Annotated in this window: 16 protein-coding genes and 1 pseudogene; 11 read left to right on the top strand and 6 right to left on the bottom strand. The window is 63.9% G+C overall.

Features of this window, described 5'->3' with window-relative positions; translation table 11 throughout:
* Nucleotides 1-315 precede the first annotated feature (315 nt).
* Both ACH49N_RS35180 and ACH49N_RS35175 read left to right on the top strand, forming a co-directional pair.
* Nucleotides 316-1,119, top strand: a complete 804-nt coding sequence (locus ACH49N_RS35180) for a crotonase/enoyl-CoA hydratase family protein (RefSeq protein ID WP_358277398.1) — start codon at nucleotides 316-318, stop codon at nucleotides 1,117-1,119.
* A gap of 218 nt (nucleotides 1,120-1,337) precedes the next feature.
* Nucleotides 1,338-2,435: a CaiB/BaiF CoA-transferase family protein gene (locus ACH49N_RS35175; protein ID WP_358277400.1), complete on the top strand. Its 1,098-nt coding sequence runs from the start codon at nucleotides 1,338-1,340 to the stop codon at nucleotides 2,433-2,435.
* Nucleotides 2,436-3,548: 1,113 nt separating this feature from the next.
* On the opposite strand, the gene ACH49N_RS35170 is transcribed toward ACH49N_RS35175, so the two are convergent.
* Entirely contained in the window at nucleotides 3,549-3,791 is a 243-nt protein-coding gene (locus ACH49N_RS35170) for a DUF3263 domain-containing protein (RefSeq protein ID WP_358277402.1), read from the bottom strand.
* Between the two features lie 624 nt (nucleotides 3,792-4,415).
* On the opposite strand from ACH49N_RS35170, the gene ACH49N_RS35165 reads away from it, so the two are divergent.
* From ACH49N_RS35165 to ACH49N_RS35155, 3 genes are all read left to right on the top strand, one after another.
* Nucleotides 4,416-5,228 carry an alpha/beta hydrolase gene (locus ACH49N_RS35165; RefSeq protein WP_358277404.1) on the top strand — a complete coding sequence of 271 codons (813 nt, stop codon included), beginning with the start codon at nucleotides 4,416-4,418 and terminating at the stop codon, nucleotides 5,226-5,228.
* Nucleotides 5,229-5,400: 172 nt separating this feature from the next.
* On the top strand, nucleotides 5,401-5,706 hold the full coding sequence (locus tag ACH49N_RS35160; protein ID WP_358277406.1) for an SMR family transporter: 306 nt from the start codon (nucleotides 5,401-5,403) through the stop codon (nucleotides 5,704-5,706).
* Nucleotides 5,707-5,711: 5 nt separating this feature from the next.
* Nucleotides 5,712-6,083, top strand: coding sequence for a DMT family transporter (locus tag ACH49N_RS35155; RefSeq protein ID WP_397505024.1), 372 nt, complete (start codon nucleotides 5,712-5,714; stop codon nucleotides 6,081-6,083).
* Between the two features lie 153 nt (nucleotides 6,084-6,236).
* Here the strand turns inward: ACH49N_RS35155 and ACH49N_RS35150 are convergent, their stop codons facing one another.
* The 4 genes and pseudogenes from ACH49N_RS35150 to ACH49N_RS35135 form a co-directional block, all read right to left on the bottom strand.
* Nucleotides 6,237-9,611, bottom strand: coding sequence for a protein kinase (locus ACH49N_RS35150; protein ID WP_358277408.1), 3,375 nt, complete (start codon nucleotides 9,609-9,611; stop codon nucleotides 6,237-6,239).
* 399 nt (nucleotides 9,612-10,010) lie between these two features.
* Nucleotides 10,011-10,614 (bottom strand): annotated as a pseudogene (locus ACH49N_RS35145) (TetR/AcrR family transcriptional regulator).
* A 226-nt stretch (nucleotides 10,615-10,840) separates the two neighbouring features.
* A complete protein-coding gene (locus tag ACH49N_RS35140) occupies nucleotides 10,841-12,178 on the bottom strand; it encodes a bifunctional lytic transglycosylase/C40 family peptidase (RefSeq protein WP_358277410.1) in 1,338 nt (445 codons plus the stop codon).
* A gap of 271 nt (nucleotides 12,179-12,449) precedes the next feature.
* The gene (locus ACH49N_RS35135; protein WP_358277412.1) at nucleotides 12,450-13,496 is read right to left on the bottom strand and encodes an LLM class F420-dependent oxidoreductase; all 1,047 of its coding nucleotides are present in this window, start codon (nucleotides 13,494-13,496) and stop codon (nucleotides 12,450-12,452) included.
* Between the two features lie 180 nt (nucleotides 13,497-13,676).
* Here ACH49N_RS35135 and ACH49N_RS35130 point away from each other — a divergent pair, with 180 nt between their 5' ends.
* The 3 genes from ACH49N_RS35130 to ACH49N_RS35120 all read left to right on the top strand — a co-directional run bounded on the left by ACH49N_RS35130 (nucleotide 13,677) and on the right by ACH49N_RS35120 (nucleotide 17,761).
* A complete protein-coding gene (locus ACH49N_RS35130) occupies nucleotides 13,677-14,888 on the top strand; it encodes an acetyl-CoA C-acetyltransferase (RefSeq protein WP_358277414.1) in 1,212 nt (403 codons plus the stop codon).
* A gap of 17 nt (nucleotides 14,889-14,905) precedes the next feature.
* Complete coding sequence (locus tag ACH49N_RS35125) at nucleotides 14,906-17,056, top strand: 3-hydroxyacyl-CoA dehydrogenase NAD-binding domain-containing protein (RefSeq protein ID WP_358277416.1); 2,151 nt, start codon at nucleotides 14,906-14,908, stop codon at nucleotides 17,054-17,056.
* Between the two features lie 78 nt (nucleotides 17,057-17,134).
* Nucleotides 17,135-17,761 carry a TetR/AcrR family transcriptional regulator gene (locus ACH49N_RS35120; RefSeq protein WP_358277430.1) on the top strand — a complete coding sequence of 209 codons (627 nt, stop codon included), beginning with the start codon at nucleotides 17,135-17,137 and terminating at the stop codon, nucleotides 17,759-17,761.
* Here the strand turns inward: ACH49N_RS35120 and ACH49N_RS35115 are convergent.
* Complete coding sequence (locus ACH49N_RS35115) at nucleotides 17,754-18,710, bottom strand: nitronate monooxygenase (RefSeq protein WP_358277418.1); 957 nt, start codon at nucleotides 18,708-18,710, stop codon at nucleotides 17,754-17,756. The two genes, ACH49N_RS35120 and ACH49N_RS35115, sit on opposite strands and share 8 nt — an antisense overlap.
* Before the next feature lie 162 nt (nucleotides 18,711-18,872).
* Here ACH49N_RS35115 and ACH49N_RS35110 point away from each other — a divergent pair, with 162 nt between their 5' ends.
* The 3 genes from ACH49N_RS35110 (at nucleotide 18,873) to ACH49N_RS35100 (ending at nucleotide 22,608) form a co-directional block, all read left to right on the top strand.
* Nucleotides 18,873-20,051, top strand: a complete 1,179-nt coding sequence (locus ACH49N_RS35110; protein WP_358277420.1) for a TetR/AcrR family transcriptional regulator — start codon at nucleotides 18,873-18,875, stop codon at nucleotides 20,049-20,051.
* Between the two features lie 263 nt (nucleotides 20,052-20,314).
* The gene (locus ACH49N_RS35105; protein ID WP_358277422.1) at nucleotides 20,315-21,415 is read left to right on the top strand and encodes a LuxR C-terminal-related transcriptional regulator; all 1,101 of its coding nucleotides are present in this window, start codon (nucleotides 20,315-20,317) and stop codon (nucleotides 21,413-21,415) included.
* Entirely contained in the window at nucleotides 21,412-22,608 is a 1,197-nt protein-coding gene (locus ACH49N_RS35100; protein WP_358277424.1) for a helix-turn-helix transcriptional regulator, read from the top strand. The genes ACH49N_RS35105 and ACH49N_RS35100 overlap by 4 nt, the downstream gene beginning before the upstream one ends.
* The last annotated feature ends 169 nt before the right edge of the window (nucleotides 22,609-22,777 follow it).

The raw sequence follows: 22,777 nt of genomic DNA, 5'->3' as shown, positions 1-22,777 counted from the left end.
CGGGGATACGTCGTCTCGAGCTCCATCATGGGGGTGGTCGGACTTGGGCCGTCGGCTCCCAATGTTGAGGCTGCACGTGCGCGCGATCGGGACCGGGTGACCCCATGCGCCCCGCGCAAGGCGGCAACTGACTCTGCGAGGGACCGTAGAGATCGCACAGCTAGAGGCTTATCCGGCTTACGCTGCACGCCAACGACAGGGGCACGTCCTCCGCCGACTACCCGAGTGTTTCTGTAGAAAGAGTTATTGGAACACCGTCCAGGGATCTTTCGCCAGGCGGAGGATGCAACGTCGTCGGACGGCTAGATTTCCCCCATGGGCGAAGACAGGGTGCGTGTCCGAGTAGGGGATAACGGTGTCGCGACGGTCACCATGGTCCGCAGCGACAGGCACAACGCGTTGGATCATGCAATGTTCGAAGGATTGCTCGATGCCGCCGACGAGTTGGCAACCAACCGACGTGTTCGAGCAGTCGTGCTCCATGGGGAGGGTAAGAGTTTCTGCGCGGGCCTGGACGTTCCGAGCTTTCTGGCTGGTCCAACGGGTATCGATGTGCTACTCGTCCGACAGCACGGCCGCAAGGCCAATTTCGCCCAACGCGCAGCTCATGACTGGTCGCGCGTCCCTGCACCGGTGATCGCCGCCATCACCGGCAACTGCTTCGGCGGAGGCATGCAGATCGCACTCGGCGCCGACATCCGTATCGCCGCGCCTGACGCGAAACTCTCCATCATGGAGGTCAAGTGGGGGCTCGTGCCGGACATGGCGATCACACAGTCGCTACCCAGGCTGGTCGGCATCGACGTCGCCAAGGAACTTACTTTCACCGGCCGCATCCTCGCCGGCGATGAGGCCGATGCGCTGGGTCTGGTCACTCGCACGGCGGAAGACCCGCTGGCATCCGCGTTGAGATTGGCGAACGAGATCGCCCAGAAGTCACCCGACGCGGTCCGCGCGGCCAAGCGCCTCTACGACGAGACCTGGTCCAGCGCCGACGCCGCCGCCGCGCTCATGCTGGAAACGGACTTGCAAACCGCACTTTACGGAAAACCTAATCAGGTCGAGGCCGTCACAGCGGGCGTCTGCAAACGCGCTCCGTCATTCGCCGATCCAGACTGAGGCCTGCTCCAGGGGTTTTAGGACACAGTAGGCGGAGGTCCGACGGCGCATCGCTCACAGGCTGGTGACAGGGGCGTGTGCTCGTTCCTGCCGGCGGCCTCAGTTCCAGTGCGATGAGAATTTGGACAACACACCAGGGTTGATCTGCCGAGCCAGCGGCCCGCTCTCCACCTCAAATTAATGTCGGCGGGATACGTCGTCCGTCGGAAGGAACTTGAGTGTCTGCTCCCGTTACAGAGAAGAAGGGCCCGCTCGCGGGCATTCGCATCGTCGAATTTGCAGGTCTGGGACCCGGCCCCCACGCGGCCACCCTGCTCGCCGATCTCGGTGCGGACGTCGTCTGCGTGCAGCGCCCCGGTGTGATCCCGCAGGACGGACCCTACGACCAGATTCAGCGCGGACGTCGCGTCGTCGAAGCCAACCTCAAAGATCCCGCGCAGGTCGAGAAGGTGCTGGAGCTGATCGAGCGCGCCGACGTCGTCATCGAGGGCTTCCGCCCCGGCGTCACCGAACGCATGGGCCTGGGCCCCGACGTCTGCCTCGAGCGCAACCCGCGGTTGGTCTACGGCCGGATGACCGGCTGGGGACAGGAAGGCCCGCTGGCCAATGCCGCCGGCCACGACATCAACTACATCTCCCTCACGGGTGTCCTCCACGCCATCGGGCGTAAGGGTGAGCGCCCGGTTCCCCCGCTGAACATGGTCGGCGACTTCGGCGGCGGCTCCATGTTCCTCATCTTCGGCATCCTGTCCGCGCTGGTGGAACGCCAGACCTCCGGCAAGGGTCAGGTTGTCGATACCGCGATGGTGGACGGCGCCCTGGCGCTGTCGCACATGATGTGGGCGTTCCGTGGCCGCGGTGTGTGGTCGGACGAGCGGGGCGTCAACCTGCTCGACACCGGCGCGCCGTTCTATGACACCTACGAGACGGCCGACGGCAAGTACATGGCCGTGGGATCGATCGAGCCGCAGTTCTACGCCCTGTTGCTGCAGGGACTCGAACTCGACGCCGCGGACCTGCCGCACCAGATGGATGTGTCTGCGTGGCCGCAGATGAAGAAGGTCTTCGCCGAGAAGTTCCTGTCGAAGACCCGCGACGAGTGGGCCGCGATCTTCCTCGGCACCGACGCGTGTGTGTCCCCGGTCCTCACCTTCTCGGAGGCGCCGTCCAATGAACACATCGCCGCCCGCGGCTCACTGATCGAACTCGACGGCGTCACCCAGCACGCCCCGGCCCCCCGCTTCTCCCGCACCCCCGCCGGCGTCCCCACCCCGCCGGCACGCGAGGGCGTCGACATCGGCACCGTCTGGACCTGAGCGGGAACGGGCGAAGTATGCGCTGCGCCAGCGCCCTCTTCCAGGCTGCCCTGATTGCTGACTTTACTCCGACGTCTGGAGCGCACCGTTAACGTACTGGGGTGCGTCTCGGCAGGACCTCCTGACTGTAACCTACGCCGCTTAAACCACGCGCCCTGACAGTTGGCGATCCGGTATGCCACGCGGGCCTGTCGATGGTACGCACCACCTACGATGACCGCGGCTGCTACTCGGCCCTCGCAACAGCCGCTCTTACCACTAATTTGAAACGGGGGGAGATGTCACACCGAACATGGCGACCGTGGTCCCGTATAGCGGGACCACCCAGAGGGTAACTTGGGAGAGAGGCTGCGACCACATCGGAATTCACGACCGCCGACGGGTAACTCCACTCGCTGTCGGCGGTGACGTAGACGAGGCGTCATCGCCCTCAAGGCGGTTCTCAGACTTGTCATTCGAGCTCGTACCTCGCTGCCGGCCCGGTGAGACCGAGGTGCCGACGCGCCTACGTTGCCCAGTTGCGTTGTTTTTTAGGGGGACTGGGTTCGTGTTTGACGATGTGCTGCAGAGACATCCAGGTGATCTTCGCGGCGCGTCCACGGCCGCGGAGACCGGGGACCGGCACTGCCCGACCGATTCACATACGCGGTGGCGTTGTCGAGGAACGCCTCGATCTCGGTGATCTCCTCAACGCCGCAACTTCCGTACGCGACGATGAGAATCTTGATTGTTCCACTACGGGAGGCGCGTTCGTCATTCACACGCCGTTACGGCCGGGCGTAGTCTCCACGGATCCAGGCTTAGTCTAGGCAGATTCTCCGGCGCAGTGTTCTGCGGTGGTTGATTGGTTCGTCGACTTCTCACGTTGAGGATGAACTGAGCGCTCCGTGTCGATACACCCGTTCCGGGCGCAAACCATTTCGTCCGGCTTATGATGCGTAGTTCCCATTTCGGGGTGGGTGTGCCGGGACCACTCGCAGACTCGCTAACGATGTCGGTGTTCCTGCCCACTGGCGCTGGACTCGTTTCGGGACCACGAGCTGTATGCCGCGCGGCGGCATGGTCCGGCCGTAGGTCACGTCTCGAAGTGTCCCGTTGTTCGAGGTTCTGTATCTACGATGTCGGGCGAGCCGTGGGCGCGCGTAGAGATACGAAACGGCGGAGGTCCTCGCGGAAGTTGGGATCGAGTTGGTTGGCTGTCGGCCCTGCCAGGATGCTGTCCAGTCTCGCGACGTAGCAGGCCGGAGTCATGCCGAATTCGACTAGAAGGTCGCCGGTTGTGCCACCGCCGTAGGGAAGCCATCGGCGCGCGAACTCGATGATCCGCAGGTCTTCGAGTGCAGAGTCGTCGATCACGGTACTACCTCCAACCGTCATACCTGGACAAACGTGGGAGATGCGTCTTCCCGACCGAGTTGTTCCGCGACAGTGCCCAGAACCGGTTCAGGCTGTCGCCAGAGAGGGACTGCTGTGTGAAATTCCTACCGAGTGCGGAGACGATTCGATCTGTCCAGTGCACCAGCGCGCGGGCCGGCCCGCAACTCCGTGCAGGAAGGATCCCTCTGTTGGGGAGTGCATTTCCCCCCTGGGGGGAGTCCAGTCGGGTGATGCGAGCCATATCTTGAGAGACGTCTTAATGCGGCGTTTGGGTCTATGTGCCTCAGATCCCGCCATGGTCATCCCTGGAAGTTTGGAGTTCCGATGTCAGCCGTCAGCTCGGTCGAACAGCCCGGGGAGGGGGTTGGCGTTATCGGAATGAACCCAACACGAGAAGTGGAGACCGAATCGGATTCCTTGACACGTTCGAGCCTCTTTCCGGGCAACAGCATTCAGTCAAAGCTCCTGACACACGCGTTGCGTGTGACCGTCAAGCCGGCGCTCGGTGTATGGGCACATATTCCGAGCGCAGGCTGGGCCGCGCGGGTGGTTGACCAGGCCGCGCGTGTGCTCCCCCCGCTCGATGGAGTCGGGCATCGTCGTGTGCGTTTGACAGATTGTGACGCGGACTGGATCCGGGCCCACAACACCGACATGCACAGCGTGGTCCTCTACCTTCACGGCGGGGGGTTCCTGACCGGTGGCCTCAATACGCATCGCCGTCTCGCTTCTCGGATTTCGCAGTCGGCCGATGCCAGCGTGCTCAGTGTCAATTACCGACTGATGCCCACACATGCGATAGGGGACGCCGTCGCCGACGGGATCACCGGCTATCGCTGGTTGCTTGCACGAGGATTTTCCCCGACCCAGATCGTCATCTGCGGCGATTCCGCCGGCGGATACCTCGTGTTCATGGTGGCGCTCGCCCTCGCCGACCTGGATCTGCCGAGGCCGGCCGGTCTGGTCGCATTGTCACCGCTTACCGACTTGGACCCGTCCGTCAAGTTGCAGCATCCAGCGTCTGCGCAATGCCCGATCCTTCCCAGTTCGGCGCTGATGGCGTTGACGGCCCTCACCGAGCGCGTGGAGCGCCGTACTCGTGGCGTATCGGCACTGCCTTTGTCTCCTGTCGATGCAGACCTGCGCGGCCTACCCCCGGTACTACTTCAGGTCGGATCCAAAGACATGCTGTATCCCGATGCGCGGCTGATGTTCGAGTGCCTTGCCGATGATGGGGTCCCGGCTGCCCTGGAGATCTGGGATGGCCAGTTCCACGTCTTTCATGTGGCTGCTGACCTTCTGCCCGAAGCACGCAGGGCAATTGAGCGTATCGCGGACTTCATACGCGCGGTGACCGCCGTTCGAAGCGGCGATTCGGCACCCGACCCCCTCGATTCGGACCGCGAGATCGCGTGACGCAGTCGGTACGGGCAGTGCTCCCGGAATCGAAACTCTGAACAGCAGATAACTAGCGCGGTGAGACAGCAAATCTGGTGAGCAACATTTCGGCACGAGCCGCCACAGCGGCGATCTGCGTGGAAGATACGGCAAATCCTCACGATGATGGGACTCGATTTCAATGGCGTGGATGTTGCTTATTATAGCGATCGTTCTCGAGGTCGCGGCTACAAGCATGTTGCCGCTCACCCGCGAGTTCACCCGGCTTCGGGTATCTGCTGCGGTGTGGGTGCTCTATGGGGGCGCCTTCTTTCTATTGTCGAACGCGGTCAGACAGATCGACATCGGCGTTGTGTACGCACTGTGGTCGGCGCTGGGAACGGCAGCGGTAGTTGCACTCGGCGCCCTCTTTCACGGCGAACGTGTCTCACGAGTCAAGATCGCCGGTCTGGCGCTGACCGTCGTGGGTATCGTCGCTATGAACTTCGGAGCGTGACGGCTATGGGCTGGGTCTACCTTATGGGGGCGGTTGTCGTGGAAATCTCTGCCACAACCGGTCTTCACTCGACTGAAGGGTTCACACGGCCGATCCCAACGATCGGGGTCCTCGCCGGATACATCCTGTCTTTTTTCTTCTTGTCGAAAGCGCTCAGATCACTCTCGCTCGGTGTCTCGTACGCGTTGTGGTCGGCAATTGGCACCGCATCAATTGCGGTGGTGGGAGTGCTGCTGTTCGGTGATGCTGCATCGGTCACACGAGTGGCCGGATTGATGTGCATTGTGGCCGGTGTGGTCATCTTGAACATGGAGGCGGACCGTGAGTCCAGGCCAACCGTGTCCGTGGACGCCCAGCAATCAGTGGAGTGCGACTGACGTCAATCGCGCGAAAGCGTCCGCCTTTGTGATGCCGTACCCGGGTCTTCCCCAGTGGAGGAAAGCCGATCGTCTTCGGTATGCCCGTGAGGTGCACGGTTGTCCGTGGGTGGTCTGTACTCGATGAGTTCCGGTCTCGCCACGTGTGCATTGTCAGGTCGCGGCAAGTATGTGGGCGATCCGTGCGTCCTCGTCCAACAATACTTGGATCAATCCGAGCTCCGTGCATTTCGCTGCGACCGGCGCCAGCACGGACCGCGCATCCGCGAACTGCCCCGCGGCGGACAAGCACACCGTCAACAGCACTTTCGCGCGGATGAGCGCCCGAGGTCTGGTCTGACTTTCGATGCTGAGCACGAGTTCCTTCGCGCGCGCACAGGCGTGCGCCACACTGTCGGGGGAACCCTCACGTAGCAGGAGCCGGATCGAAGAGTCTTCGTCGAGTTCGGATGTGATGGTGGCGATCCCGTCTGCTTGCGGACGGTACGCCTTCAACGCCATCAACCGCGTGCGGATCTCTTCGCCGACGGGAAGCCCTGCGCGGATCCGCTCGTTGACCATCCGGGCGGCCAGACGGGGCAGCCGCAGCGATTCGGCGATCCTGGCGCCCTCGTCGAGCCGATGTTCACCCTCCTCATGATGTTGGAGGGAGAATTTGACCCGTGATCCGGTGCCGTAGGTCGCGAGCATGAACTCTACGAGGCCACCTCCCTCGGAGCCGAGTTTGTAGCTTTCGTCCAGGAGCCGTTCGGCCTCGGCGATCTGTCCCATCTCGTAGAGAAAGGCTCCGAGTAAGGCCCCGGCGAGTCGTGCGGCATGAGCGTGGACCCCAGATTTTCCCGTCATTGCCACTGCGGATCGGAGGTAATTCTCGGCCGCGGGTATATCGAGTTGTTCGTATGCCGCCACGCCGGCCAGACAGTATCCGTACATGACACTGAAGGGTCCGCTGGTTTGCGCATGGTAAGCGGCGGCCCAGTCCTGCCAACGGCGCGCTGCGTCGAAGTCGAATGTGTAGAGGGCCACGAAGGAAGCGATGCTGCCGGCGCCTGACGCGAGGAAGGGCCGCACCGCGTTCGGGTGGTGCAAACAATCTGCGATGAGTTCCTGCACCCCGGAGATCTCATCGGCGAAGAGTTTGACCGATGCTTGGACGACGGCGGCCTCGATGCGAAGGGCATGTATTGCAGCCTCGTCTGCCTCGGTGTTCGTGAGTGCGGCATCGAAGAGGTCGAGTGCTGCTCTCATCTGTCGTGGACGCTGCATCAATATGTTCGCCCAAGCGATGTTCAATTGAAGTCGGGCACTTGTCACAGCAAGGTTCGGGGGAAGTTTCGCGACGAGCCCGAGGAGGGTCGTCATCCGCGAGTCCTCGATGAGTGTCATGCCACCGTCCTCGACCAGTCGAAGAGCGTGGTCGGTGTCGCCGGCGGCAAGCGCGTTGTCGACAGCCTCGCTGAGCATGTTGTGGTTGGCAAACCAGTGCGCGGCGATCCGGTGGAGTTCTTCACGACGGCCCGGATGGACGCGTTCGAGGCGGCGATGGAGGAGATCGGCGAACAAGTGGTGATAGCGGAACCATTCCCTCTCGTCATCGATGCTTTGCAGAAACAGGTCTCGTCGTTCGATGTCTTCGAGCATCTCTTGGCCGGATGGAACGTGTGTCAGCATGCCTGCGAGGTCACCGCAGGTCTTCTCCGTGATGGCTGTGGACAGGAGGAACTCGAGGATCGCCGGTTCGAGCGTGCTCAGGACGTTCTCTACCAGGTACTCGTGGATGGCATGGTGGCCGCCGGAGAGATGTGCGATGAAGTCCAAGCGATCGCTGCGCCCGCGTAGCGACAGGGATGCCAGTTGCAGCGCCGCGACCCACCCGTCGGTCGATTCGCGCAGGCTGCTCACTTCTTCATCGTCCAGTGCGAGTCCGTTGACGTCGACCAGGAATGCCCTGGATTCCGCGCTGTCGAAGCGCATTGCCGTCGGCCCGATCTCGACGAGTTCATCGCGTACTCGCATGAGGCTCAGGGGAAGACCCGCCTGGGATCTTGTCGCGACGATAACCTGGACGTGATGGCATCCGTTCTCGAGTAGGAAGTTCATTGCCGCCACGGTTTCGGTGGAGGTCACCCGATGCCAGTCGTCGATCACGATGGCGATCGCGCGGCCACCGTCGTGGATGTCGTTGATCAACGAGGGCAGCACGTACCGCGTGGCATCGTCGTAGTGGTCTTCGAGGATGCGCTCCAATTCGGGGGCGATCGTGGGCAGCGCGGTGTGGATCGCCTTCACCAGATGGGCGAGAAACCAGGTGACGTTGTTGTCATCGCGGTCGATGGTGAGCCAGGCGACGGGCATTCCGTCGGAGATAAGAGCGTGCCGCCATTGGGAGGCCAGGGTGCTCTTACCGAAACCTGCGGGGGCGTGGATCACTGTCAGTCGTCGTCCAGCACCGGCGCGGAGGGTTTCGAGGAGGCGGCGGCGCTCGACGAGTGGCCGAGCCGAGGTGGGGGGACGGAATTTGGTGGCGGCGGTGGGCGGGGTGTTCGGCACTGCTGCCAGCGTCTTCGGCGCGGGACCCCCGCCCGTACCGGTCGGGGATGATGTGGCTCGGAACGGATCAGCGGGCATGGCCATCGCGTCCATTTGCAGCCCGTGCAGGAGTTGGACCGTTCGGAGCTCGTTCCCGAATGCGTCGGCCGATGCGGGTCGATCGGCGGGATCGCCCGCCATGGCGTGTTCGATTGCGGTGCACAGGTTGTCGGGAATACCGTGATCACGCAGGTCCGGGATTGGTTGGTTAGTGACCCGTACGAACTGGGCAACCATCCCTTCCCGGGTGCGTCGCTCGAAGGCCGCATGTCCGGTCATGAGGCAGAACAGGGTCGCGCCGAGTCCGTATACATCGGATGCGGGACTCGGAGGGTGTCCCTTGAGCACCTCGGGAGCAGTGAAGGCGGGTGTGCCGACGATGCTGCCCGCGGATGTTTCGAAATAGCCGCCGATCCGGGCGATGCCGAAGTCGGTCAGTTGCGGCTCGCCGTATCCCGTTATCAGGATGTTGGCAGGTTTGATATCTCGGTGGAGGACGCCCTCACGGTGAGCGGCCGCCAGCGCCCCGGCCAGTTTCACTCCGATCCCGAGCACGGTCGGCAAGGGGAAGGGGCCTTTCTGCCGAAGTAGGGTTTGGAGAGACCCGTGTTCGTGGTACGGCATCACCAGGAAGAGAGATCCGTTCGCGGTGACGCCGACGTGGAGGATTTGGACGATGTGGGGATGGCTGGAGAGCTTGCCCATGGCGCGTTGTTCTCGTACGAAGCGAGTGCGGTCGTCGGGGCCCACATCGGAGGTGAGCACTTTGACGGCGACTACTCGATCGAGGGAACGCTCGGTGCAGCGATACACCACCCCGAAACCTCCGCGTCCGATCTCCTCCGCCTTCTCGAGTCCGACCGCGTCTAACTCCGCTGCGATGTCGCGGCGCAGATCGCGCTGAGTATTCGGTAGGTCGACTTCGTCGAACTCGTCCATCGATTAGCTCGATCCTCTATGCGCATATCCCTTTTTGTCGCCGGTCAGAGCGTGTGTCATGGGTGTGTAGCTCTGCGTTCGGGCCACGCTCTGCCATGAGCGGCTCATGCAACCTCCGACCGATGTGATGGCAATCACATATCGATTTCAAGGTTATCTCAGCGTAGGCCCTCGCAGGCGGCTGCGCCGTGACGGCAGTTCCGGGGTATCCGGCGACCGCGAAGAGTGTGCCGGCAACCGCAGGTGGGTGATATGTCCAGGCCAGAATGTCGCGACGGAGTTGGCCGTGCCCGCTCGAAACGGGGCCGGCGGTCGCCACCAAGGGTCGATGATTCCGGGGCCAAGACGCAGTGTCGACCGCAGGACGGGGAGGCGGCCGACCCCGATCTGGTCAGCCGCCTATCGGCGACGCATCGCCTCGAAGGTCAGGCGCAGGACAGCGTCGGCGAGATCCGGCGATGATCTCCCGGTGCGCGGCTGGTAACACTCGATGAGCGAGTTGAGCAATGCCGAACACGAGGCGACTGGTGAGGACGGGATCGATGCCGGGTAGGAGATCCCCATCCTCGGCGGCCGCGACGACGAGGTCGCGCACGAACACGTCGAATTCCCGTCGACGGGCGATGGCACGGCGTTCGACGAGGGTGTTCTCGCGAACGCGCAGCAGGAGGGTGACGTAGGGCAGTTCTGCGACGAGGATCTCGGCGGTGCGCCGGACGAGGTATTCGAGACGGTCGATGTGCGGGCCGCTGGTGGCTTGCCGTTTGGTGGTGAGGGCGAAGAGCGCGTTGAGCGCTCGCGACAGCGCCAGCTCCAGCAGTTCAGTCTTGCCTGACACGTGATGGTAGATCGACGACTTCGTGATTCCCAGCCGCTGGGCCAGGACCTCCATGCTGGTGACCTCGTAACCCCTGTCGTTGAAGACCTTCACGGTGATGGCGAGGAGGGAGTCGAGGTCGCAACCGGGTCGGCCGGGGCCCTGAGCGGGATGTGCGGTCGTCATTAATCCGCTCCTTCCCGGTGCGACCGTGCGAGGCCGCAGGGGTTGTCGAGCCCGTCTGCCATACCCGCATTCCCCGAGGTGATGATCGCGCTATCTTTGCGGCGCGGCGGGTGCGCGCTCCGCGTTGTGGTCGACTTCGCGGCGGGTGAAGGTCCCGGGTGCGGCAGTGTCGGTGTTGCTGTACCGGATGAAGGGGCGACTCCGAACAGCGCTGGTCGACGCGGACTCACACCACTCGCCGAGCCTTCATCTCGTCGAACACGGGCGCGATTCGAACGACGTCGCCTGTGGTGGGAGCGTGCACCATTTTGCCGTTGCCGAGGTAGATTGCCACGTGCCCGGGGCCGGCCGGGCCCCAGTTGCCGAACAGCAGGTCGCCTGGTCTGGCGTCGGCAAGGGGAATCTCGGTGCCGATGTTCCATTGGGTTTCGGAGGTGCGAGGTAGCGATACACCTTCTAAGGTTGCGGCGTGTACGGCGTAGGAGGTGAGTCCGGAACAGTCGAAACCGCCACCGGAGGGCCCGTTGACGTTGCCGCCGCCCCAGACGTAGGGGAGACCGAGATAACGCAGTGCGGCCTCGACGATCCTGCCGCCGACCCCTCCCCAGTCGCCGGACCCGGGAGCGAGGATCGACGCGAACCTGGATTCGGCTGCCCGGATCTTCGCCACGTAGGGCTTTGTCTGATTCTCGTAATCGGGAAGCCCCGAGGGCATTCCGCCCGATCGGCGGACCGCTCCCACGCCGGCGTTGTAACCGGCGAGCGTCAGGTCCAGCACGTCACCTGAGACGATGCCGGCCTGCTTCCACGAATCGATCTCCTCATACATGTCGCAGAGCAGATGCCCGGACGCCATGACCGAGTCGCCGACAGCAAGCACGTCCGCCTTTCCGTCGCCGTCGGCGTCCCGCCCGTACTTTGCCCAGGTGCCGGGCATGAACTGGCCGGGACCACGGGCGCCATCCGGAGACACGGGCGCCGAGGCGCCGTATCGGAAGTTGTTCTCCGCCGAGTACAAGGCCGCCAGGACAGGAGCCTTGATGCCGTCGCAGATACTTCCCGCCTTCTGAAACCAGGGGACGAATACTGCGATCGCCCCCAGCTGTGAGGCCGTCCGGGTGGAGGCGTCGGACACGGTGGGGAGGTGGGAGGTCTCCGAGACGGCAAGCGGCGTCGAGTCGAATCGTTCAACGGTGTCCCCGTATTCGGGGATTGTCCTGTCGGGTTCGGGTTCGGGTTCGGTGACAGGAATCTCGCCGCTGGTGTTGCCGGTGGTCTCCGGTGGGGGAGAGGCGCTCTCGGGTGGTGGCGCGTAGGTTTCTATCGCTTCCTGGACTGCATCCGCGGTATCGGTGATTACTTGTTGTGCTGCGCCTTGCGCCTCGGGCGGTAGCTGCTCGACGGCGTCGTTGACCTGTTGCCCGATCGCGGGTGCGGCATCGGTTATCTGTTGTACTTGTTGGGTGCCATAGTCTTTCAAGGCCGGAGGGACCTCCGATCCGTGTATCGCGCCGCCGAATGCTGTGGCGACTGCGACGATGATCGCCGAAGGATCGACCGACATCTACTTCCTCCCGTACTGTGACCCAACCGTGTGAAATCCTCTGATGTGATTCAAGTCTCGCCGACCGGGCGATCATGTTCCTCACACCATTTGGGGATAAGGGTCCACCTTTAGGGAGATTCCCACGGTGTCGTACCGGTACTTTCGCCTGCAGTCGAGTCGCGCGCTCGTCGAATCGACCTCGCCCACCCAACGGCTACGCCAACGGGTGCGCGATGGCGTCGCAGACCTCACCGGCGCGACCACGGCGGACGAGCTCCACCGTCGCGGATCAGGGAGTGGTGTGCCGATTGTGCACTCCGGAGACCACGGCGCCCTGTGTCGCCGCGTCGAGGCCGTAGGGGGTGTACAGGGTGAATCGGTCGATGATGTCGCCGAAGCGGCGTGATATTTCGGCGGCGGCCGCCTCGGGCTCGCCGACGACCGCGAAGGTGCGCAGGACGGTGTCGTCGATCAGCCGTGTCATCGACTCCCAGTCGTCGAGCTTGGACAGCCGGTGGAGTTCGGTCTGCAGGTCGCCCCAACCGTGGAGGTCGAGGACCGCCCGGTACGCCGGCGTGGACCCGTAGAACGCGATCTGTTTGCGCACCGCGGTTGCCGCTTCCTCGAACTGCCGTTCATCAGATCCGGTGACGACGAGTCCGGGATAGGACAATGTGAAGTCCTCGAGGGTCTTTCCGGCCTTGGTGCGCGCCGATTCGATCTGCGGGACGGTCACTTCCCGGAGATATCGTTCCGTGGTGAAGCCGTGCACGAGCATCCCGTCCGCGACCTCGGCGGCGACGGACGTCATCTGCGGGCCCACCGCGGCGATCATCACCTGGGGAGGGCCGAATTCGTTACGCGGAGGTCGGAACATCGGTGTCATCAGGGTGTGGCTGTAGAAATCGCCTCGGAAGTCGAGGGGTGTGTCGTTCTGCCAGCTGTCCCAGATGGCGCGGAGCGCATTGACGAATTCCCGCATCCGCGGCGCCGGCGCGGACCAGGGCATGCTGAACCGACGCTCGATGTGCGGCTTGATCTGTGAACCCAGTCCGAGTGTGAATCTCCCCGAGCTGAAGGATTGCATGTCGTTGGCGACCGTGGCCAGCGTCATGGGGCTGCGTGCGAATGCTACTGCGATCGCGGTGCCCACGTGGAGTCGGGGTGCGTTCTCTGCGGCGAGGAGGAGCGGCAGGAAAGGGTCGCGGCTGACCTCCGTCGACCACACCCCGTCGAAGCCGGCCCGCTCGGCGAGTTCCACCTGCTCGCGTATGTCGAAGAGGTTCGCCCCTTCCGTCCCGTCGATGGACCCGCCGATGTTGCTGTCGATCAGCATTCGAACTCCTTACACTCCCTTACATCCAGTCAGGGTTGACTGGATGTTGGTTGGACGATACCGTGAGCGAACGGTCGGCGACAGTAGTCGACCGCAGGTTCTTCACTTCCGTCCTCTGTGGCTCGCGCATTTCAAAGATTGCCTCCCAGGGGATTCGTTCACGATTCGAGGAGAGTTGCCTTGTCTGAAGAGGCATTTGTATACGAGGCCATTCGCACGCCTCGCGGTAGGGGCAAGAACGGGAGTCTGCACTCGGTCAAACCGATCGACCTCGTGGTGGGCCTGATCGACGAACTGCGTGCGCGGTTTCCGGACCTGGATCCGGGGTACATCGACGACATCGTGCTCGGCGTGGTGTCCCCGGTCGGCGAGCAGGGTGGCGATATCGCCCGGGCTGCCGCACTGGTAGCCGGCCTGCCTCTGACCGTGGCCGGGCTGCAGATCAACCGGTTCTGCGCATCGGGCCTCGAGGCCACGAATATCGCTGTCCAGAAGGTGCGGTCGGGCTTCGAGAATCTCGTGATCGCCGGCGGGGTCGAATCCATGTCGCGGGTGCCGCTCGGCAGTGACGGCGGTGCCCTCTTCAACGACCCGACCACCGCATACGATCTCCACTTCGCTCCGCAGGGAATCGGTGCGGACCTGATCGCCACGATCGAGGGTTTCAGCCGCGAAGACGTCGACGCCTACGCAGTACGCTCGCAGGCCCGCGCCGAGGCCGCCTGGTCCGGTGGCTACTTCGCCAAGTCGGTTGTTCCGGTTAAGGATTTCAACGGTGTCCCGCTGCTCGATCACGACGAACACCGTCGCCCAGGTACCACGGTCGAGTCACTGGCCTCACTGAAGCCCTCCTTTGCGGCACTCGGTCAGCAGGGCGGATTCGATGCTGTTGCGCTGCAGAAGTATACGTCGGTGGAGCGGATCAACCACGTCCATCACGGCGGTAACAGTTCCGGCATCGTGGACGGCGCGGCGCTGGTCCTGATCGGCAACGAGAAGGCCGGCAAGCAGTTCGGCCTCACACCCCGAGCCCGGATTATCGCCACCGCTGTCACCGGGGCCGACCCCACGATCATGCTCACCGCCCCCACCCCGGCGGCGCTGAAGGCCCTCGATGTCGCCGGACTCACCGTCGACGACATCGATCTGTTCGAATTGAACGAGGCGTTTGCGTCGGTGGTCCTGAAATTCCAGAAGGATCTGGCCATTCCGGACGAAAAACTCAACGTGAACGGCGGCGCGATCGCCATGGGCCACCCGTTGGGAGCGACCGGCGCAATGCTCGTCGGAACGGTGATCGACGAGTTGGAGCGGCGCGGCGACCGGCGCGCATTGATCAACCTGTGTGTCGGCGGCGGCATGGGTATCGCGGCCATCATCGAGCGAGTCTGAAAGGCAACGGCAACAACATGAGTGCAACATCAACCATCACATGGTCGCAGGATTCGGACGGAATCGTGCTGCTGACCCTCGACGATCCGGCCCAGTCCGCAAACACCATGAACTCGCATTACGTCGAGTCCATGGGCAACGCACTCGACCGGCTCGAGGCCGAGCGCGACTCAGTGACCGGTGTCGTGATCACGTCGGCGAAGAAGACCTTCTTCGCCGGCGGCGACCTCAACGACCTGGTCCGGGCCACCGCGCAGGACGCGGTCAAGTTCACGGATTTCGCGAATGGGATCAAGGCCCAGTTCCGACGTCTCGAGACCCTGGGCCGTCCGGTCGTGGCGGCGGTCAACGGCGCCGCTCTCGGCGGTGGCCTCGAGATCACGCTGGCCACCCACCACCGCATCGCGGTCGATTCGAGATCGGTGATCTTCGGACTGCCCGAAGTCACGCTCGGTCTGCTACCCGGTGTCGGCGGAATCACCCGGACCGTTCGCATGCTGGGACTCGAGAAGGCACTGACGAGCCTGCTATTGACCGGGAAGACGTTCAGTCCCGCGGCCGCAAAGACGCTCGGCCTCGTCGACGACCTGGTGGCCAGCGCCGACGCACTCGTTCCCGCCGCCAAGAAGTGGATCAAGGACAACCCCGACGGCGGTGTACAGCCGTGGGACCGGAAGGGGTTCCGGATCCCCGGTGGTACCGCGCTCAATCCGGCGGTGACGGCGAACCTGCGCCGGACCGTGGCAGGGGCGCCCCTCGAGGCACCCCGGGCCATCCTCGCCGCGGCCGCCGAGGGTGCGTTGGTCGACCTCGACACGGCGGCACAGATCGAGACACGCTACTTCGTCGGTCTCGTCACCGGTCAGGTGTCGACGAACATGATCAAGGCCCAGTTTTTCGATCTGCAGAGCATCAAAGCCGGCAGAAGCCGGCCGGAGGGGCATCCCAGGTTCGCGGCGCGGAAGGTCGGCGTGATCGGCGCCGGGATGATGGGTGCCGCGGTGGCCTATGTCTCGGCCAAGGCAGGAATCGACGTCGTGCTGCAGGACGTATCGATCGAGTCGGCTCGAAAAGGAAAGGCCTACGCCGAAAAGCTGGAGGCCAAGGCCCTCGCGCGTGGGACGACGACCGAGGAGAAGTCCACCGCGCTGCTCGCCCGCATCGCCCCGACCGACAATCCGGCCGACTTCGCGAATGTCGATTTCGTCGTCGAGGCGGTCTTCGAGAGTGTGGAGGTCAAACAGGCGGTCTTCAAGTCGATCCAGGACGTCGTCGCCCCCGACGCTGTGCTGGGCTCTAATACGTCGACGCTGCCGATCACCACGCTGGCCGAAGGCGTCGACCGTAAGGAAGACTTCATCGGTGTGCACTTCTTCTCCCCGGTCGAACGGATGCCGTTGGTCGAGATCATCGTTGGCGCACACACCGCACCGGCAACGTTGGCGAAGGCTTTCGACTTCGCGCAGCAGATCAAGAAGACCCCGATCGTGGTCAACGACAGCCGCGGCTTCTTCACCAGCCGCGTGATCACGAAATTCCTCGACGAGGCCGCCGCCGCGGTCGGCGAGGGAATCGAACCGGTGATCATCGAGCAAGCGGGCGCTCAGGCCGGCTATCCCGCACCACCGCTGCAGCTGCTCGACGAGCTCACGTTGACCCTGCCACGCAAGATTCGGCAGGAAGCCCGTGCGGCGGTCGAGGCGGACGGCGACGTCTGGGTCGAGCACGGATCGGAGGCCGTACTCGACCGGCTGGTCGAGGAACTCGATCGTCGCGGTCGGTCGACCGGTGGCGGCTTCTACGAGTACGACGAGTCGGGCAGCCGCGTCGGCCTCTGGCCGGGACTGCGCGACGTATTCCAGTCGGGGAGCACCGAGATCCCGTTCGACGACCTCAAGGAACGGATGCTTTTCGCAGAGTCCCTCGAGACGGTGCGCTGCCTCGACGAAGGGGTACTGACCTCGGTCGCCGACGCCAACGTCGGATCCCTGCTCGGTATCGGGTTCCCGGCGTGGACCGGAGGCGTCCTCCAGTACATCAACGGCTACCCGGGTGGGATCGCGGCGTTCGTCGAGCGAGCACGCGTACTCGCGTCCCGGTACGGCACTCGCTTCGAGCCACCCGCCTCACTGGTGGCCAAGGCTGAGCGCGGAGAGACCTACGAGTAACGGCGTCATTTACGATCGGGGTTGGCACCACTGCGGGCAGTGGCGCCAACCCCGATGAGGGCCCTTTTCTCCGAACGGATGGAGCTGATATCGGTGTCGATCAGTGACGCCTCGGTCAAGCGCACCCAGCAAGAACGGACGGCGATCACGCGCAGGCAGATACTCGACGCCGCCGTGGCGGTGTTGTTCCGTGACGGCTACTCCGCCGCCACCACGTTGCGGATCCAGCAGGAGGCCGGAGTCTCCCGTGGCCGTCTCCTCCACCAGTTTCCCTCACGGGAAGCGCTGCTCGTGGCCGCCGTCCAACATCTCGCGACGGCGCGTATGGAGGACATGCTGCACCGCGAGGATTGGCCGCAAGACCCCGCCGAGCGCATCGACTGGGCAGTCGAGATCATGTGGCCCACCTTCCACCAGCCGTACTTCTGGGCAGCGACCGAGTTGTGGCTGGCCTCCCGCGCCAACGACAAGCTACGCGCAGCGCTGCTACCGGAGGAACGCCGTCTGGGCCAACTCGTGCGAGCAACGACCGACGCGTTCTTCGGACGCGAGTTGTGCGCACGCCCCCGCTACGAGGTGGTACGCGAACAACTCAACACCTCGATGCGGGGTACCGCGCTGACCTACGCGCTCGATCCACGTGATCCCGCCACCGACCCGCACCTTCAGGAGTGGAAACTGGTGGCGCGAGAACTACTTACGTGACGACCCGCACTCTGGAATCATCCCGCGCCATCGACCTGGCGCGGGACTCGTGGTATTCCCGGGCGGTCTTCTCGATGAGCCTGGCGACCGGAAGGACCGCGTCCACGCCCGAGACGCTGTGCCCACCACTCCACGCCGTGCGGTTACTGAGGAGCTGGTCTTGGCGGAAGCCGTCCGGTTCGGGATGCTCGGCCGTGGTGCCCCCGGCCTGCAGATCGACCCAGCACTTGAGCAAGCTCGCCGGAATGCCACCTACCTGCGTCGAGAGCACGATGTCATCGAGGCTCGCCTCGACCAGCGCACGCCGATAGGCGCTGTCGGCCTGACTTTCTTCGGTGGCGATGAACTTCGTTCCCATGTACCCGAGGTCGGCGCCGAGTACCTGGGCGGCATGCAACGCCACGCCGTCACTGATACCGCCGGCCAGAACGATGGTGCCGTCGAATCGCGCGCGGACGGCGCGGACGAAGGAGAACGGGTTCGCCCAGCCCGTCTGGCCTCCGGCACCCGCGGTCAGCAGCACCAACCCGTCCACGCCCAAGGCGATGGCCCGCTCCGCATGCTGCAACGTCGCGACGTCGGCGTAGACCTGGCACCCGATCGCGCGCAGCGGGGCAATAGCGGGCTCGGGGGACCCGACACTGGTGATGACGAGTTCTACGCCGTGATCCACCAGGCACGCGAGGTCTTCGCGCAGTCGCCGGTTCGATCGGTGCACCACGAGGTTCGGCGCAAAAGGCGCAGACCTCGGGACCTCGCTCACGGCCGTCTCGATGCGGGTGAGCCAGTGGTCGAGTTCGCCGGTGGTGGCCGCATTGTGGGTGGGCAAGGATCCCACGACGCCTTCGCGGCACGCCGCGATCACCAGGTCGGGGCCGGATACCTCCGTCATCGGGGCGGCGATCAACGGAACGGTCAATCGATTCGCCAACGCTTCGGAAATGGACACGTCAGACTCCTTGCGAGAAACACGAGAGGCGGTGTGCACCTAAGTAAATGCCGAGAAAGCGGCGATGGCGCATGCTAGGTTGAAAATAAAGCTACAACCCCGGTAAGTAAATCTCAAGCCACATCGAATGCGTCGAAAGGAGCGGGGAGCATCGACGAACTAGTGCGCCCGCGGCGAGCTCGGCTCACGAGCACTCCGCGTCCCCGCAACCGCAGGGCCCAGATCCTGGCCGCCGCGAGCGTCCTGTTCTCCGAACGCGGCTACCACAATGTGGGCACCGAGGACATCGCCTCGTCCGTCGGAATCACCGCCGGGGCCCTGTACCGGCACTTTCGGAGTAAACAGGAACTACTCGCCTGCACGGTGGCCGAGAGCTTCGATCAGGCGAGTGAGCTGCTGAACTCGCACAGAACCGATGACCTCACGGCACTGCTGCACGGGCTGGCGGAAACGGCCGGCACTCGACGTGTCCTCGGAGTTCTGTGGAATCGCGAGATTCGACACCTGCCACTGGAGCAGCAGGCGGGCCTGCGTGACCGATTGCATGATGTGGTGTCCGGCCTATCGGCGGTGCTCGGCCGTACTGTGCCGGGGGTCAGCGGCGCTGACGCGGAACTGCTGGCGTGGTGCACTCTTGCCGTTCTGACCAGTCCGGGCTATCACCGCACCGAAATCCTGCCGGGGCGTTTGATCGAGCTGCTCACCACCATGGCCATGGCCGTAAGCGCGGCGCCGTTGGACAATGCAGCTGCACCGGCCGCCAATCTTCCCAGACGGGCCGGCATGGCGCCGGCATCGCGCCGCGAGGCACTGCTGGGCGCGGCCACCAGACTGTTCAGCGCGAAGGGATACCAAGCAGTCACGATGGACGAGATCGCAGCCGCTGTGCAGGTCCACAGCGCCAGCGTCTACCGACACTTCGATACGAAGGCCGATCTCCTGGCCGCCGTGATCGACCGTGGCGCGGAACCGCTCCAGTTGGGGCTCTCGCAGGCGCTGTTCTCTGCGGACACCTCCCGGGAGGCTCTGGATGCCGCGGTCGATGGGTACATTGCGTTCGCGATGATCCATTACGACCTGCTGGCCGTGCTGACCGCCGAAGTACTCAGCCTTCCACCCGCCCGACGGCACGCTGTGCGCAGCGCGCAGCACGACTACGTCGGGCAGTGGTTCCAGCTGCTGGAAGAATCCCGGCCCGAACTCGACGACACCGAGGTGCGATTTCGTGTTCACGCTGCTCTGACAATCGTCAACGACGTATCCAAGACGGTACGGTTGCGCTGCATGCCCAACGTGCAGGAACGTGTGCGCCTGGCCGCCCGCCGCGCATTGTATGGCTGACCCTCCTCACCCCCATAGTTAAGCGCAATTCACTATCGAACCATCAGCCAGCCTCACTCGATTCCGGCATGCGCCTCCTGACTAGGGGGTATACAAAGTCGCCGCGTTGACAATAGTGATCCGGGTCACCACAATGGCAGGCGTAAGTAAATCTCGAGCCACGACATGGTGAATTGAAGGCAGGTGCAGTGCCGCAGCATCCCGAGGAGGAATGTCGCCGATATGGCGGCGATGGATGCCCCGCGCCTCGACATGGAGGATCAGTGAATACTTCCGCCGCCGAGATGTCCGTCGCCCACCGGCTGAGCGAGATGGCGTCCGCGATGCGAGAAATGGCGGGGGTGGCGTTCACCGAGGCCCCGAACAGGGGTGACGCGATCGATGAGACCGGTGTTTTGTCCGCCATTCTCGAGGATCTACACCAAGCGCAGGGCGTCCTCTACGAGCAGGCCTGCCTGACGCCCCAGCAAGGCCTGGAACGAGTGCTCGGTTCGCTGGCCCGCCTACGCTCGGCGGCCGCCGGGCCCGGCCAGTTCTTCAGCAGCTCGGCCGAAGAACTCTGTACCGCAGGAGGATTCGACCGGGTTTTGGTCTCTCGTATCCAGGGGTCGATGTGGATTCCGCACACCCTGCACCTGGTCTCCGAGGCCATCTCCGCCGCGCTGCGCAACTATCTGAGCGATCTCGAGATCCCCTTGAGCGCGTCGCCGCTCGAGGCCGATGTTGTACGGCGCCGGATCCCGATGCTGGTGAGCGATGCCGGTACAGAAACCCGGACGTATCGTCCGCTCATCAGGTTGTCGAGAACCACAAGCTATGTCGTTGCGCCAGTAGTGGTCGACGGAACAGTCGTCGCCCTGCTTCATGCCGACACGAATATCTCGAGCCGGGTGCTGACGTCCGCCGACCGTGACATCGTTCGGCTCTTCGCCGACGGACTGGGACCGATCTACGAACGGATGGTGCTCACGGCGCGGCTGCGTGAACAGCGTGATCGTCTCGGTATGGTTTTCAGCGCCACGGAAGCGATGATCGACGACGTTCACGGTGGCCCGCTGACCCTCGACGCCCCCATCGGGATGTTGCCTCCGGCGGCTGTCGATCCTTCTCGGCCAGAGCGCGGAGCGTCGGAGGTGCCAGTCTCAGGGCGGCCCGAACGGCAACTGACCGCACGGGAGGTTGATGTGGTGGAACTGCTGTCGAAAGGCGCGTCGAACGCGGAGATCGCTGCCCAGCTCACCGTGTCCGAGAGCACGGTGAAATCCCACGTGAAACACATCTTCCGCAAGCTGGGAGCCACTAACAGGGCCGGCGCCATCGCGCGCTACGGGAAGATGAAACGCTCGATGGGACGGACGCTATGACACAGGCATTGATCGCAACGACGCAGCACCAGACGGCGCGGGGATCCTTGCAGGGATGGCGGCGTAAAGACTTCGAGCTGATCACTCGGCTGGAGGCCATCCGGGACGAGATCTTCGCTGATGTCGGTTCGACCACTCTGCCGGGGATCCGGCACGAGCGTCCCGCCCATTCCGCTGAGGCGATTTCAGTCCTGACACATCACTGTATCGACGAGCTGCGACGAGCGCCGGGAGCCGACACGGCCAAGGTGGAGCGACTGACCAAGACGGTGCTCGACCTGCAGCAGTTGGCGATGGATCTGTACCTGAACGAAATGGGCCGCAGGACCGAGCGTCTGGCCGAGTGTTCGGCGGGACTCCACCGCTTGCGGACCGTCCCGAGCACCTCGGACCTTCTCGACCGCCTCTGTGAGGACGTGGCCGTTCGTTGCGGATTCCGGCGGGTGGTGTTGTCGCGAGTCGAGGCGGGAACGTGGAAACCGTGGAAGGCGTACCTGGGCGAGGGCGATGAATCGGACTCATGGTTCACCGACTGGATCGATCGCGGGATACCGTTCGATGAACGGGCACCTGAGGCGCGGCTGCTGACCGATCATCGGCCGGCGATCGTCTACGACACCGAAAACGCGCCGGTATACCGGCCGATCATCGTCGAGTCGGGTCGCTCACGGTCGTACGTCGTGTCGGCCTTGGTCCTCGACAACAACGTTGTCGGTTTGCTGCATGCCGATCATTTCCCGGTTCCGAGCCGGATCGACGAGATCGACCGCGACGTTTTGTGGGCCTTCACCGAGGGGGTCGGTTACATCTACGAGCGGACGTCGCTGATGGAGCGGTTGCGGAGCCAACGCGACCAGATCAGGGAAATCCTCTCGTCGACGGTGGCGACGATGGACGAGCTGTGCGAATCGGGGATGGCCTCGGTCGGCCGGGCCGACTCCGATCCTGCTGGAGTGGACTCGTCGGCGGAATTCGCCTCACGTCCCAGCTTGGTCCCTCTCGCCGAATTCACCTCCCGGGAACAAGAGGTGTTCACATTGATGGCGGCGGGGGCGACCAACAACGACATCGCCGAGTCCCTCGTCATCACGGAGGGGACGGTGAAATCGCATGTCAAGCACATCCTGCGGAAGCTCGGTGCGACCAACCGTTCTCAGGCCATTGCCTGGTCGATCGGCAACCGCATCGCGTAGATCGATTCGGCACCCTCTGATCAGTATCACGCCGCCCGGCCCTGTGCCGGGCGGCGGTCGTATTCCGGTGCCAAACTTAGTGGTTGGGTTCATAAATTCGTCGGGGGTCATGCCGCTTGTCGGGTTCGGTCGTGGTGGTCGAGTCGTTCGAGGTGTCGGTGCAGGTCCG

Origin of the sequence: Rhodococcus sp. NPDC019647 (assembly GCF_044389235.1) — a bacterium.
Lineage (GTDB): Bacteria > Actinomycetota > Actinomycetes > Mycobacteriales > Mycobacteriaceae > Rhodococcus_F > Rhodococcus_F oxybenzonivorans.
The sequence above is the reverse complement of the archived record's forward strand: the minus strand, read 5'-3'. Positions and strand labels throughout refer to the sequence as shown.